Origin of the sequence: Actinoplanes sp. G11-F43, from assembly GCF_050589265.1 — a bacterium.
Lineage (GTDB): Bacteria > Actinomycetota > Actinomycetes > Mycobacteriales > Micromonosporaceae > Actinoplanes.
Window position 1 is genome coordinate 1 of the sequence record NZ_JBNZCE010000025.1, and the last position, 15,766, is coordinate 15,766.

Consider the following 15,766-nt stretch of genomic DNA (forward strand, 5'->3'; position numbering starts at 1 on the left):
GGCGCCTGTCTCGCGCCCGGCGCCTGTCTCGCGCCCGGCGCCTGTCTCGCGCCCGGCGCCTGTCTCGCGCCCGGCGCCTGTCTCGCGCCCGGCGCCCGTCTCGCGCCCGGCGCCTGCGGCTTCACCTGGCATTGTGCGTCATCCGGCGGTTCGGGGCGCGGCGTGGGAAACAAGCACGGCAGCTCCAATAGCCCGGCCCGCAACAACCGCAGCGCCAGCGGTGTCCCTGTCGGCGCCGCGAGCGCCGCAACCCGGCGGACCGATCCGACGGCCGTGGGCGAACCGGGAGCCTGTGGCCGCAACGCCAGCCCCGGCCTCGGCCCCGGTCCAGGGTGCAATCCCGGTCCTGGGTGCAGTCCCGGTCTTGGATGCAGTCCCGGTCCCGGTCCCGGTCCCGGTCCCGGCCCCGGCCCCGGACCCGTCGCCGGCCCCGGACGCAGACACAGTCCCGGTCCCGGCCCCGGCGCCGGCCCCAGACCCAGACCCAGACACAGTCCCGGTCTCGGTCTCGGCACCGGTTGGGCGAGCGTGGGGTTGTCTTTTCATGAATGAGTGTGGCCGACGCGGGACGGTGGTCACGGTGACATTCGATGTGGGCCGAGACGGCCAGGTTGCTGAGGGTCTCCGTGCGGTGGCCGGGGAGATTTCTGTCCGGATTCCTATGGGCGACTTCCGATATTCGACAGATTTTTCTCGCGGATTTCAGGTTTTACGAAAATGCGGACGGATGCGTGAGGCGCCAGTAAATCCCGCTACTTTTGCGCGGATTTCCCGGCAGGGCAGAGGCGCCATTCACTGGCAGGGCAGAGGCGCCCCTCATCGGCGGATCAGTGCGGTGCGGCCGTGGCTGCGGCCGTGTTCTCAGTCCGGCGTGCGGTTATGGATCGGTGCATTTCGGGACTGCCCGGCGCGGCGTGGGCAGCGGCCGCCTCGGGACGGAGGGCGGCCGTGCCGGGACGGAGGGCGGCCGTGCCGGGACGGAGGGCGGCCGCGCCGGGACGGAGGGCGGCCGCGCCGGGAGGGTGGGTCAGTTTCGGGTCAGGCGGTGGCGGAATTCGGCCTGGGCTGTCTGGAAGACCTGGTTCAGGCGTTCCAGTTCCTGTTCTGTCGGCTCTCGCTTCAGGTGGACGTCGATTTTGAAGTCGTTGTCGACGACTGCCACGTCCAGATGGGCCAGCAGGTCGGTGGGGAGGCGGGTCAGGACGAAGTCCCGGAACGCGTCGGCGATGGTGGACGGCATGTCGCCGCAACCGCAGGTGCGGCCCTCGTGGACCGCGCCCAGGTGGCTGCGGCCCACGATCGCGTCCGGGTGTACCGGGTCCATCACCGTCAGCGCCTCCTCCAGGGCGCCGCGCGCCTCGGGCAGGCGGTCGGCATGCTGCAGGAACAGGCCCAGCGCCACCCCGGCCCGGCCGACCATGTCGGGGTCGGTGCCGCGGCGGGCCTGTGTCAGGGCTTCCGTCAGGCGCTGTTCGGCAAGCGTCTCCTGGCCGGCGTCGCGGAGGGCCAGACCCCAGTTGCGCAGCACCTGGCTGACGATTTCGGGGGAGCCCAGGCGTTCGGCCCGGTGGTACGCCGACTCGTACGACCGCACTCCGGCCTCCGCGTCGCCGGCGTGGCCGTATGCGAGGGCCAGGCCCTGCTCCGCCATCAGCGCCTGTTCCGGCAGGTCCTGCCGTTCGTAGGAGGCCAGCAGGCGCTGGATCGCGCTGATCCGGGTTTGTTCGTCGTCGCTGTCGTGGGCCAGGTTCGCCAGCGCGGACAGTGCCGTGAGCGTGCCGGGATGGTCGGGGCCGAGGCGGTGTTCCAGGGCTTCGGTGAGGGCGAGGATGAGCTCCTTGTCGTCACTGATCTGGACCAGTGCCTGGCCGGTGCGGGCCACGACCTCGTCGGGCAGGTCGGCGAACTCGGAGCCGTCGAACGGCCGCCCGCCCAGCTCGAACACGATCGCGGCCCGCAGGGCCAGGGCGGACGACACCCGTTCGTGGCCGTTGCGCCACAGGTTGGCGACGGCCTGCTCCGCCACCTGCCGGGCCTCGTCCAGTTTGCCGGCCCGACGGAGGAGGTCGGCGAGCGGTTCCAGGCCGAACGCGTACCCGGGATGGTCCGGTCCGTAGAAGTCGTGCCGTTCGGTCAGGCCTTGCCGCAGTTCGGCCTCGGCCTCGTCGAAGCGGCCGGCCATCCGCAGAGCGAGACCCACATTCAGCCGGTACGTCAACCGGTCCTTGCCACTCTCGTGATCGCGGGCCGGCACGTCGGCGGCGGCCCGGAAGCAGTCCACGGCCCGGCTGATCTGGTCGCCGCTGAGCAGGATGTTTCCGAGATCGCACTGGGCCGACGCCCACTGGTGGCTGTCGGTGCCGTATTTGTCGGCGGCGGCCCGAACCTCCCGCCTGATCACGTTCTCGGCGTCCGCGAGCCGTCCTTCCCGAAGCAGGGAGAAGGCGATCTCGGTCGGCGTGGGGATGCTCGTCACGCCGGGAGTGTAGAAGCCCTCGTCAGCGGCCGGTCAGTCGGTGTCGCGGGCGAGCAGGTCGTACGCCTGCGCGCTCAGTTCGCCGGTGACCTGGGCCGGTGGCTTCGGCGCCTCGGTCACGCCGTAGTCCGAGATCCGGATGACCAGCGGCGGCGACGGCTCGTACGGCTCGGCCGGCTGTGAGGCCATCACGCTGGGCATCGTCACGGTGAACTCGGTGAGCCGGCCCTGGCCGTCGAGGGTGGCCCGGAACGGCATCGCCTTCGCGCCCGGACCGTACAGGTAGTCCGCCTCGCTGAACGCCCGCCGCAGGAACGGGTCCTGGCCGGTGGCGTCGAGGGTGCCGGTGATCGTGTCGCCGGAGCGTTCGGCGCTGGTGACCGCCTCGACCAGCACGACGGCCCCGGTGCTGTCCGGTTTCTCCGGCGTGGGCAGCGTGGCCATCGAGTCGAGGCCGCTCTGTTCCTCGACGGCGGCGGTCTCGGCCAGTTTCTCGTCGGTGGTGCGCACCCAGTTCCGGCCGTCGAGCTGCGCGTAGATCGCGTCGATCTTCTTCGCCTCGGCCCCGCTGACGTTCTTCTTCCAGTACGCCAGGTACTGCTCGCGCATCTCGGGATCGCCGTGCAGCGCGTACTGCAGCAGTGTCTCGGTCCCGGCCCGGGTCACCGCGAACGTGCCGGTGTGCCGGATCGACATCCCGTCCGGCAGTGCCACCGCCCCCTGCTGGATGTCGGCGATGAAGCCGGCGCCGGTCCGGGTGAACGTGTAGTTGCCGGCCCGGAGCCCGGCCACCGAGTCGATCAGCACCTGGGTGGCGTCACCGCCCGCGGCCCCGCTCGGCTGGTTGCCGGCACATCCCGTGACACCCGCCATCATGGCGGCGACGGCGGCCGCGGCGATGCCGGCGCGATTCTGGTTCCTCATGTTCACCTCGGGGGGTCTTTTCGGGTTGCCGGTGTGGCATCCCACGGCCCACCCTAGCATTGATCTCTACATAGGGTCTGAGGTGCGGTTACGTCAGGAGGCTTGATCGGCCATCGCTTCCAGGTGGGTCTGGACGGCGGCCTGGATCCCGGCGGTGTCCGACGGGTCGAAGACCTGGACGTTCGCCGCCGGAGTGCCACCACCCACGGTGATGAAGGGGGTCGCGGGGAACGTGCCGGCGTGCTTGTCGACGGCGGCGGCCGGTCCCGCGTCCACCGCGACGATCAGCCCGCAGCCGGAGGTGGCCAGTGAGGCGAGATAGCCGGCGGCGTTCTCCGGTGTCTGCGGATCGCTCACCCGCAGGGTCTGCGCGCGGACCAGGGTGTCCACCGAGGCCTGTTGCAGGGTGGCCCAGACGGATGCGGCGGGCTCGGTGGTCACCCCCTGGTTGCCGGTGAGCAGACAGGCGGTGGCGTCGAGGTAAACCCGTTGGCGAGGTGACTCTGGCCACAGTGCCCAGACACTGACAGCAATCGCGACGGTTGCCGCGGTGCCGATCGCCACCCAGTGCGGCCATCGGAGCGCCGCGATCTTTCTGCTGATCAGGTACCGGATAGACGTCGTTCGAATGGTCACTGCCGGTCGTGCTTCGCGGGACATCGACGGAGGCTATGCAGCTCCGCCCGCGGAAATCAAGATCTTGCAGAGATCGATATCGCTGCCGCATGCTTCCGCCCGCACCTTGGAGAAAGCTGTGAGAACGGGGCTCACTATGAGGCGGCGCATCGCTGTCGTCACCGCACTTACCGTCGGTCTGTCGCTGGGCGTGCCGCCGGAGGTGATTCCGGAGGACGGCGGCTGGCCGGTCTCCGGTCTGCTGTCCATCCTGCGCCAGGGCCCGGCACTGGCCGATGTGGCCGGGGTGCCGGTGCAGGAGGTCTTCGGTGACCCCGCGGCCGCCGGGCACTACGTGCCGTCGGCCGAGACCGGTGGGGACACCGGCGCGGGTCAGAAGGCCGGGCGCAGGGCCGGCGTCGACGACCCGGTGACGCCGGAGCTGCCCGAATCCAAGCCGTTCACCACCGCGCCGAAGCAGGGCGACGAGAACAGCTTCGACGAGGAGCTCAGCGAGCGCCTGCCGGAGAAGTCCACGGCGACCTCCACCGCGTACGAGAACCAGGACGGCTCGTTCACCCGGCGCATCCACGAGTCCCGGGTCAACTTCAACGCCGGGGACGGCTCGTACGAGCCGATCGACCCGACCCTCACCAAGCGCGGCGACCGCCTCGAAGCGGGGGCGAACTCGATCGAGGTCACGCTCGGCGCACAGGCCGCCGCCCCCGCCTCGGCGGCCCGCGGCGCCCGTCTGACCTCGGCCGGCGCCACGTCGCTCGCCTCGGTGACCACGGCCTCCGGCCAGACGCTGTCCTGGGGTCTGTCGGGCGCCGCCCCGGTGCGGGCGGTGGTGGACGGCCAGACCGCGACGTACCCGGATGTGCTGCCGTTCACCGACCTGGAGATGCACTCGGTCAACGACGGTCTGAAAGAGACCCTGATCCTGAAGTCGCCGGCCGCCGGCAACGAGTGGGTCTTCCCGCTGAGGACGGACGGCCTCACCCCGCGGCTGACCTCCGGCGGTTCGATCGAACTGGTCACCGCCGGTGGCGAGGTGGCGATGCGGGTGCCGCGCGGCTGGATGGAGGACTCGAAGGTCGACCCGCAGTCGGGTGCCCCGGCTGAATCCGACGCGGTGCGCTACGAACTGGTCACCGTGGACGGTGGGCAGGCGCTGAAGGTGACGGCGGACGCGGCGTGGCTCAACGACCCGGCGCGGCAGTACCCGATCCGCGTCGACCCGTCGGTGCAGACCAAGGACACCGGTGACATCTTCACCGACAACAGCACGTCCACCACCAACCACAACGGCGACGACCTGGTGGTCGGCACCTGGGACGGCGGAACCACCCGGTCCCGGTCGTTCATGCACTTCGACGAGTTCGACGACGACGGCCTGATGGGCACGCAGATCAAGTCGGCGAAGCTCAGCATGTGGCATTCGTGGTCGTACAACTGCACCAACACCATGCCGGTCTACGTCCGCCGGATCACCTCGGACTGGCGGGTCCAGACGATCCTGGACGCGAAGGGCACGCTCGCCTCCGGGCCGTCCTACTCGGCGCCGATCGGCACGTGGGTGATCGGGAACAACAAGCCGGCCTGTGAGAACACCGGCAGCAATCCGGACAAGGGCGCGCGGCGCGCGGTGAAGCTGCCGGTGGACACCTTCCAGGCGTGGTCCACCAAGAAGTGGCCTAACTACGGCCTGGCGCTGACCGCGTCGGAGACCAACTCGGCCGGGTTCAAGCGGTTCACCTCGGCGAACCGCACCGCGACGACCGACCCGTACCTCGAACTGACCTACGACGACAACGCTGAACCGCAGGTCAACGAGCAGTACCCGGCGTACGGGGCGACCACTGCGACACTGACGCCGGAGCTGATCGCGGACGCCACCGACCCGGACAACTGGCCGAAGTCGCTGACGTACCAGTTCGTGATCTACGACAAGGACGGCAAGACCGTCATCAAGGACTCGGGCCAGCCCAGCGCCCAGACGTCGTGGACCGTGCCGCCCGGTGTGCTGAAGTGGAACGAGACCTACTACTGGACCGTCCGGCTCGACGACGGCCTGCTGACCAACGACAAATACCTGATCAAGAACGCGCTGTCCACGCCGGTGCCGCAGCAGCCGATCACGTCGGGGCTGTCACAGAACAGCGATCAGGGTTTCGACCCGGTGATCGGCAACTACACCACCACGGCCCGGGACGCCATGGTCGGGACCGTCGGGCCGCCGCTGGAGATCGTCCGGTCGTACAACAGCACCGACCACCGGACCGATCAGGCGTTCGGCGCCGGCTGGTCCAGCGTGCTCGACGCGCGGATCACCGAGAAGCCGGTGGCGATCAGCGGCAGGACCGTCCTGAACACCCTGGTCGTGACCTACCCGAGTGGGCGTGAGCTGGCGTTCGGCCGTAACGACGACGGCAGCTGGTCGTCGCCCGCGGGCCAGGCCACCACCCTGATCCCGATCACCTCCGGGACGAATCGCGGCTACCGGCTGACGGAGAAGGACGGCACCGCCCACGAGTTCCTCGGCGCGGCCACCGACATCACGATGCCGCTGGTCAGCATCACCGACGGCGGCGGGCGGATCCAGAAGATCCACCACACCGGCGGCCGTCCGTCGATGATCGAGGCGGCGTCCGGCCGGACCCTGGACATCGAGTGGACCACGACCACCCCCGCGCGGGTGGCGCGAGTGATCACCGACCCGGCCGTCGCCGGCGACGCCACCTCGGTGAACACCTGGAACTACCAGTACACCGGCGGCAGCCTGACCAAGGTCTGCCCGCCGGGTGGCGGGACGAAGTGCCACGAGTACACCTACGGCGCCAGCGGATCGCTCTACCAGAACGCGGTCATCGACGCCCGGCCGCACTCGTACTGGCGGCTGAACGAGACCTCCGGTGGGCAGGCCGAGAGCAGCACGGTCGGCAACGGCGGCACCGACGTCGGCACGTACAGCGGGGTGAATCTCGGGGTGCCCGGCCCGCTGGCCGGGACGACCTCGACCGCGGCCGGGTTCGACGGCAGCACCTCGCAGGTGCAGCTGCCCGCCAAGATGTCCGGGGACTGGTCGAACCAGGCGATCAGCATGTGGTTCAAGGCGGACGGCGCCGACACCGGTGTCCTCTACGGCCAGTCCCAGGAGAAGCCGGGATCGACCGCGGGGAACACCCAGACCGTCTACAACCCCACGTTGTACGTCGGATCCAACGGTCACCTGATGGGCGGTTTCCCGAAGGCCCTGAAACGGGACACGCCGACCACACTGACCCTGACGTCCGATGGTGACTGTCTCACCTCCGACGGCGACGACTCGTTCTACACCGACACCTGCACCGGCGCGAACAGCCAGCTGTTCACCTGGACCGGTGCCGGTCAGATCAAGGTGACCTCGGGCGGTGTCACCCGCTGTCTGCAGGCCGCCGAGACGGACACCGACGTGGTCGCCCCGGCGGTGCTGGCCACCACCTCGTGCTCGACCAACGACGAGGCGCAGAGCTGGGACGTCCGGGCCAACGGCCAGATCGTCAACAACGAGACGTACCAGTGCATGCAGGTCGGCTACCTGCCCTCCTTCCCGTTCCCGGGAGGCATCAGCCCCGGCCTGGCCACGGCCACCACCGCGCTCGCCGCCGACGATGACGATCTCGCCGAGCCGCCGGTCAACTACATGCCGTCGGTCCACACCGAGGCCTGCGCCACCAGCGCGCCGAGGGCGAGCCAGACGTTCGTGTCACGGGTGCACACCGCGCTGGACTCGGGCGTCAGCGTCCGGGACGGCGAGTGGCACCACGTCCTGCTGTCGGCCTCCGGCAACAAGCAGGAGCTGTACCTCGACGGCGACCAGGTCGACGACGAGGCCGGGATCGTCGTGCAGGACATGACCGCGCAGTCGTCGTACATCGGCAAGGGTTTCGTCGGTGGGGGCTGGCCGAACCAGCCGCACCCGAACACGACGAGCAACAAGGGCGTCCGCGACTACTTCACCGGTGTGGTCGCCGAGGCCGCGCTCTTCGACAACTCGCTCAACGCGGCGACGGCGAGATACCTGGCCGAGGCCGGTGAGCATCCGGCGGTGCCGCTGCTGACCGCGGTGACCAAGCCGTCCGGCAAGTCCGGTGCGAAGATCTCCTACGACAGCCGGAGCAGCCGCGTCACCCAGGTCACCGACGGTAACGGCGCGGTGTGGACGCCGAAGGCGCCGGATATCGCCAAGACCACCAAGGTGTACGAGAGCGCCGTGCTCGGTGGTGCGCCGACCAACTACTGGCGGCTGGCCGAGAACAGCGGTGGCGGCAAGATCCCGGTGAACGAGGTCAACGGGCAGGACGCCGCGTACAACGTGGTCGGGCTCGGCGCCGTGAACGGGCCGTTCGGCGACGCGGGCAAGGCGGGAACGTTCAACGGCACCACGTCCTACCTGTCCCTGCCGCCGGGGGTGGCGCCGCCGTCGGCCGCCGACGCGACGAAGGCCGGCACCACCTCGATCTCGCTCTGGTTCAACACCACCGCGGCCCGGCAGCCGCTGCTCGGCCCGAAGTACGAGAGCATCCTCTCCACCACCCGGTACGAGTTCCCGACCCTGTGGATCACCACCGACGGCAAGCTCCGCGGCCTGGCGCCGAACTCGGTGCCGACCGGGCCGATCAACTCGATCGGATCCAAGGGCAAGTGCATCGACCTCGCCGGTGACAGTTCCGCCAACGGCACCAAGGTCGAGCTGCGGACCTGTGACGGGTCGGCCGCGCAGAACTGGAGTGTCGTCCCGGCGAACGGGCTCGGCACGTCGTTCACCCTCCAGGCGTTCGGCAAGTGCATCACGCCGGCCGGAAACGGCACCGCCAACGGCACCGAACTGACCCTGTCGACCTGCAACAACAGCCCGGCCCAGCAGTGGCAGGGCGACTCCGGCGGGTTCCGCAACCAGAACTCGCTCAGCTGCCTGGACAACCCGAACACGTCCACCACGGACGGCACCGTCCTGAAGCTGTTCGACTGCAACGCCAGCACCGCGCAGACCTGGCTGCCGTCGCTGGCCAGCAAGGGCAAGGTCAACGACGGCAAGTGGCACCACGCGGTGCTGACCACCGACGGCACCACCCAGTCGCTGTACGTGGACGGCGAGCTGGCCCAGTCGTCGACCAGCCACCAGCGGCTGGGCGTGTACAACCAGGAGCTGAAGTTCACCCTCGGCGCCGGGTACGCGGAGCGGGCCTCGGGCAACTTCTTCTACCTCGACCACGACGTGACCAGCTACTTCAAGGGCAGTATCGCCGAGGTCGCCACCTATCACTCGGTGATCGACGCGAGCCAGGCGTCGTACCAGTTCCGGGCCCGGGACGCGGCGTCCGGCAAGTCGGCCGGTGAGGTCTCCTACGCGATCGAGGGCCCGGACGGCGCCACCACACGAGTGGTCAACGACCTGATCCACGGCCGCAAGGTCGCCGACGTGGACGCCCGGGGGAACGTGACCCGGTACGGCTACAGCGGCAAGGGCAACCTGCGCTCGGTCACCGACGCCAACGGCAACATGACCGTGAACGAGCACGACGAGCGCGGCAACGTCGTGTCGGTCACCACCTGCCAGGACCGGTCGGCGGGCAACTGTTCCACCTCGTACAACAGTTACTGGCTGGACAAGGACGTCCCCGCGGACGTCCGCAACGACAAGCTGACCGCGCAGCGCGGCACCGGCTCCACGTCGATCACCGACAACCGGTACCTGACCTCCTACGAGTACGACACCGCCGGCAACCGGACCAGCGAGGTGGATCCGCTCGGCCGCACCACCCGGATCAGCTACACCAGGACCGGTTCGCCCGACGGGGCCGCCGACGGGGTGGCCACCAAGCCGGGCCTGCCGTGGCGGGTGGTCAAGCCGGACGGTGGTGTGCAGACGATCCTGTACAGCCCGAACGGTGACATCGCCAAGACGATCGACCCCGCCGGCGCCGCCACCGAGTTCACGTACGACGGACTCGGCCGCACGATCACCGAGACCGAGGCCGCCGACACCGCGAACGGCATCGGCAAGGCGGTGACCAGCTACACCCACGACCGGCTGGATCGCGTCGTGACCGTGCGCACCCCGGCGTTCACCAACGCGGTCACCAGCGCGAAGCACAGCCCGCTGACCACCCTGACGTACGACGACGACGGTCTGCTGCTGTCCGAGACGGTCGCCGACTCGGTCGCCGGTGGTGACGCCGCGCGGACCGTGACCTACGGCTACGACGCCAACGGGATGCGGGTCACCGAGACCGACCAGAACAACAACATCACCCGATTGCGGTACGACGGGTACGGCCGTGTGGTCCGGCAGGAGCACCCGGACGGCACCGCGGTCGTGACCAGGTTCGACGCCGCCGGGAACGAGCTGGCGACGATCATCGACGACGGCGAGCGGGAGATCACCGTCCGGTCGCTGGCGTACGACCCGGCCGGCCGGCTCGCCTCGGAGACCGATGCCAGCGGGGCGCGCAACGAGTACACCTACACCGACAACAACCTGCTGCTCACCGTCACACGCACCGACGGCACGAACTCGCACGTGCTGGAGCGCAACACGTACAACCCGGCCGGCAAGGTGATCAGCCAGGTCACCAACAACGGGAAGACCAGGACCGATTACACGTACGACGCGGCCGGCCGGAACACCACGGCCACCGTCGACGTGAACGGCACCGCGCGTACCACCAGCTTCGGGTACTCCGTCGACGACGACGTGGTCAACACCAGGCTGAACTCGGGTGGTGTGCTGCTGTCCGAATCCGACAGCATGTACGACCGGCTGGGCCGTCTGCAGCAGCAGACCACCTACCTGTCGAGCGCTGTGACGCCGACCGCCCGGTGGAAGCTGGACGAGACGTCCGGGACCACGGCTGCCGACGCGACCGGCAACAACCATGCCACGGTGTCCGGTGCGGTGACCTGGTCGGCGGGTTCCGCCTCGTTCACCGGTGCCGCCGGTGCGATCACCGGGCAGCCGGCGGTCGACGCCCAGCGTCCGTACACGATCAGTGCCCTGGCCAAGCTCGGCGCGGGTGCCGACTCGGCGGACCGGCCGGTGGTGACGCTGGGTGGTGACATCGGCGGTCCCGCGCTGACCGTCTTCTACCACGCGCAGTCGAAGTCCTGGCAGATGCGGATGGCGGTCCGGGAGATCACGGACGGTTCGGCCACCGTGCTGCCGGCCACCCCGCCGGCCACGGTCGCGGCCGGCACCGGTTGGGAGCACCTGGCCGTGGTCGTCGACCCGGCCTCGCGGACGGCTCAGCTGTATGTCAACGGCACGGTCCGCTCGACGCTCTCGACCGCCAAGCCGTTCAACAACCGGGCCACCGATCTGACCATCGGTGGTGGCTTCGCCGGCCAGATCGACGACGTCCGCACCTATCAGCGGGCGCTGACCGCGGCGCAGATCACCGACATCCGCACCGGTGTGCAGCCGGCCGCCGACGCGCAGGTGAGCCGGACGACGTATCGGCTGCTGGCGGACGGTTCGGTGGCCGCCGTCACCGATCCGAAGGGCAACACCACCACCATCGAGTACGACGAGGTCGGCCGCCCGGTCACCACGATGCTGCCGCCGGTGAAGCCCGAGGGCGGGTCGATTCCGATGCCGTCGTTCACCAGGGTCGGCTACAACACCTTCGGCGAGGTGACCGAGCAGCAGGACCGCAACGGCCAGGTCAGCGTCAACGAATACGACGCGGTCGGCCGGATGGTGAAGTCCAAGTCCCCGACCTATCGGACACCGGACGGCGAGGACCTCACCGCCACCAAGCAGATCGAGTACAACGCGGTCGGCCAGATCCTCAAGACCACCGATCCGTACGGGGCCGAGACGTCCTACGAGTACGACACCCTCGGCCGTACCACCAAGGTCGTCACGCCCGATGACGGGGTGAGCGCCTACACCTACGCCGACAACGGTGACCTGCTGTCGTACACCGACCCGCAGGGTGCCACGGTCTCCACCACCTACGACTATCTGGGCCGGACCAAGGACAGCACCGCCTCGGTGCGCCAGGACAACAAGACCCACGTCACCACGTACGGGTACGGCGACGAGCCGTGGCCGACCTCGATCACCTCGCCGTCCGGTCTGGTCACCAAGGCCACCTACAACAGCGTCGGCGAGCAGCTCACCGTGGTCGACGGTGCGGACAACACCACCACGACGGAGTACGACGGCGCCGGGCGGCCGGTGAAGGTGATCGCCGCCGACAAGTCGTACTCCACCGTCACCTACGACTTCGCCGGGCGTACCGTCAGCAGCTCCGAATTCGGGCCGGGCGGCACCGGTGGGGCGCTGCGCACCCGCACGCAGACGTACGACATCGCGGGCAACCCGGTGCGGGCCAGCAACGCGTACAGCACTGTGGCCGACAAGCGGGAGACCGAGTTCGTCTATGACGCGCTCGGGCAGCTGACCGATCAATACGAACCGGTCAACAGCCAACGCAAGATCCACACGAGGTTCGGCTACGACAAGGGCGGCAACCGGGTCCGGTTCACCGACGGGAACGGGAACGACTTCCTGACCACGTACAACACGTGGGGTCTGCCGGAGGCACAGATCGAGCCGGCCACCGCGTCCACCCCCGGCGCGGCCGACCGGACGTTCACGTCGACGTACGACGTGGGCGGCCGGATGGTCCGGATGGACTCGCCCGGCGGTGTCACGGTCACCTCGTCGTATGACGTGATGGGCCGGGTGACCACCAGCTCCGGGACCGGGGCGCAGGTGGCCACGGCGGACCGCGAGTACACCTATGACCGGGCCGGCCGGATGACGTCGTTCACCGGTGCGGCGGGCCGGAACGAGATCGCGTACGACGACCGTGGTCTGGTCCGCTCGATCACCGGTGTGTCGGGCAACTCGTCGTACACGTACAACTCCGATGGTGCCCTCGCGACGCGCAGCGATGCGGCCGGAACCACGACGTACGGCTACGACAAGGGCCGCCTGTCGACGTTGACGAACGGCACGACCAGCCTCGCCTACAAGTACAACGAGCTGAACCAGGTCAGAGAGATCACCTACGGTGGTTCCAAGACCCGCACCTTCGGCTACAACCCGCTGCATCAGCTGACCAGTGACGAGGTGAAGTCGGCCGGTGCCTCGGTCGGCAGGATCGCCTACGTCTGGAACGTCGACGACACCCTCGCGCAGAAGACCACGACCGGTTTCAACGGGGCGTCGACCAACAAGTACTCCTACGACTGGGCCGGGCGTCTGACCCAGTGGGACAACGGCACCGACCCGGTGCTGTACGCCTACGACGACTCGGGCAACCGGGTGCAGGCCGGGAACACCGTCTTCACCTACGACCAGCGCAACCAGCTGGTGTCGGATACGACCGGTGCCACCTACGAGTACACCGCGCGAGGCACGCTGTCCTCCACCGTCAGCGGTGGGCAGCGGGTGGACACGGTCACCGACGCGTTCAACCAGGTGATCTCGCAGGGCAGCAGCCGGTATTCCTATGACGGCCTGGGTCGTGTCATCCAGCCGAACTTCACCTACACCGGTCTCGGCAACGACCTGGCCACCGACGGCGTCAACAAGTACGTCCGGGACACCTCGGACCAGCTCGTGGGCGTCACGTCCGGCAGCAACCAGCGGTACGCCTGGACCGACATCCACACCGACGTGGTCGGCGAGTTCACCGCCACCGGCACCGCTCTGACCGGGTCGGTCACCTACGACCCGTGGGGCAAGGTCCTGGCGTCCGGTGGGATGGTCGGCAAGCTCGGCTATCAGCAGGAGTGGACCGACCAGACCACCGGCAAGGTCAACATGTGGTCGCGCTGGTACGACCCGGCGACCGGCACCTTCGACACCCGGGACACGGCGAACAACAGTCCGACTCCGACGTCGGGTTCGGCCAACCGGTTCGCGTACGCCGAGGGCAACCCGGTCACCAACACCGACACCACCGGCAACGCGGTGGACGGCAAGTGCGGCACCTACGACTACGCGTGTGAACTGCGGAAATACCAGAAGGCCCTGGATCTCTACAACCAGGCGATGGAGACCCGCGACCGGGAGATGAAGGCCACCGGCGCCGAGATCGCCCGGCAGGAGGCCGAATACCAGCGGGCCGAACGGGAGAGCCGCACCGACCTGCTGAGCATCCTGCTCCAGGTAGGCGTCGGGATGCTCCTCGACATGATCGGCTACTACTCCGTGATGGGCTGCCTCCAGGGCAGCCTGATGGACTGCGTCGACCTGGCGATGAACTTCGCCGGCCCGATCAAGGGCATCAAGATGTTCGCCACCTTCGTCAAGTCCATCAACCGGGCCCTCGACGGCTACCGGACATGGCGCAGAATCGTGGACGCCGCCACCACCGCCATGCGCCAGTCGCAGGCGCTGCTGGGCCAGGCCCGCAAACATCTGGCCGACGTGATGTCGAAGGTGCCGAAGCGCCCGAAGCCGCCGAAGAAGAAGACGAAGCCCCCGGCCAAGAAGGTCGAGGAGAGGAAGAAACAGCAGGCCCAGAAACAGCGGGCCCAGGCGCGCACCGAGCGCAAACCGGCCCCGGCCCAGCAGGCGAAGAAGCCCGCCCCGCAGACCAGGCCGAAGTCCCAGGACAAGCCGACCAACGCCAAGCCGCGGGAGACGAAGACACAGAACAGCCAGCAGCCGAGACGGTCCGCGCAGGAACAGCGGACGCAGGCTGTCGAGTTGGGCTCCGACCAGGTGACCGAGGTCGGTTGCCCGATCCCGCCGCCGAAGCACAGCTTCGACCCGGACACCCGAGTCCTGATGGCCGATGGCACCACCCGCCGAATCGCCGACATCTCCATCGGCGACAAGGTGGCGGCGAAGGATCCGGTGACGGGTGAGGAGGGTGCGCGCGAGGTAACGCTGCTGCACGCCAACCGTGACTACGAGTTGACCGATGTCACGGTGTCAACGAAGCCGGCGACGGATGACGACGCGGAGACGGTGTCCGAGGGCAGAGGCGGCCGCAGTACCCGGGGCCCGACCGAGGAGCCGGACTCTTCAACGGTCCTGGAGACCACTGCTCACCATCCGTTCTGGGACGAGACCACCGACGAGTGGGTGAACGCGGCCGACCTGGTCGCGGGCGAATCCACCCTGATAGGCCCGAACGGCGAACTCCAGTACGTAACCAAGGTCCGGAACTTCACCGGCGCCGAGGTGATGCGCGACCTCACCGTCGACGACATCCACACGTACTATGTAATCGCCGACGCGACGTCGGTCCTCGTACACAACAACAATGGTGATTACCCCTGCCCGTCGGACGAGCAACTTCTTGCCGATGCGCGAGCGTTGCACCAAGAATATGCCTCTCATCTGACTGATCCAGAAGTCATGGCGGGATACACCGACGAGGAGAAAGAGAAGGCCTGGGCGAGCAGAAGGAAGGCTGAACGTAAGATTACCGTTGTTACGGCTGTCATCGGAGGAGATAAGTTTTTCACGGTAAGTAGCAACAAGTCATCGCCTAGAATGCGGAAGCTGGCCGAGGAGCTTGGCTATCAACGGGTCTCCGGAAAGAGGCTTCTTGGCATTGATCCAAAGCAGACTCATGCTGAGCACATTCTGCTTAATGCTATGAATAAGGGGGAGATTTCGGGAACGGGTCGTTTGACACCGCACCGTAAGCCATGTGAGCCGGGTACGCCGAGCTATCAAGGTTGTGCGGTACGTGTCGCGGGGCATGAAGGCGTCGACCTTGTCGGGTGGGGATAGCA

General features: G+C 68.4%; 4 protein-coding genes. 1 reads left to right on the top strand and 3 read right to left on the bottom strand.

The genetic code is table 11. The features are described from left to right. Window positions 1-1,027: 1,027 nt before the first annotated feature. The 3 genes from ACQ0O7_RS28765 to ACQ0O7_RS28775 all read right to left on the bottom strand — a co-directional run bounded on the left by ACQ0O7_RS28765 (window position 1,028) and on the right by ACQ0O7_RS28775 (window position 4,036). Window positions 1,028-2,476, bottom strand: coding sequence for a tetratricopeptide repeat protein (locus ACQ0O7_RS28765; protein WP_430786302.1), 1,449 nt, complete (start codon window positions 2,474-2,476; stop codon window positions 1,028-1,030). A 33-nt stretch (window positions 2,477-2,509) separates the two neighbouring features. Further along, window positions 2,510-3,400 (bottom strand): hypothetical protein, encoded by an 891-nt coding sequence (locus ACQ0O7_RS28770; RefSeq protein WP_430786304.1) that lies wholly within the window; start codon window positions 3,398-3,400, stop codon window positions 2,510-2,512. A gap of 93 nt (window positions 3,401-3,493) precedes the next feature. Then, a complete protein-coding gene (locus ACQ0O7_RS28775) occupies window positions 3,494-4,036 on the bottom strand; it encodes a hypothetical protein (RefSeq protein ID WP_430786306.1) in 543 nt (180 codons plus the stop codon). 136 nt (window positions 4,037-4,172) lie between these two features. Here ACQ0O7_RS28775 and ACQ0O7_RS28780 point away from each other — a divergent pair, with 136 nt between their 5' ends. Continuing rightward, entirely contained in the window at window positions 4,173-15,764 is an 11,592-nt protein-coding gene (locus ACQ0O7_RS28780; protein WP_430786308.1) for a LamG-like jellyroll fold domain-containing protein, read from the top strand. Window positions 15,765-15,766: the final 2 nt, after the last annotated feature.

Bases quoted from the DNA above. Each gene is read 5' to 3' on its own strand.
- ACQ0O7_RS28780 (WP_430786308.1), top strand. From the start codon at position 4,173: ATGAGGCGGCGCATCGCTGTCGTCACCGCACTTACCGTCGGTCTGTCG.
- ACQ0O7_RS28770 (WP_430786304.1), bottom strand. From the start codon at position 3,400: ATGAGGAACCAGAATCGCGCCGGCATCGCCGCGGCCGCCGTCGCCGCC.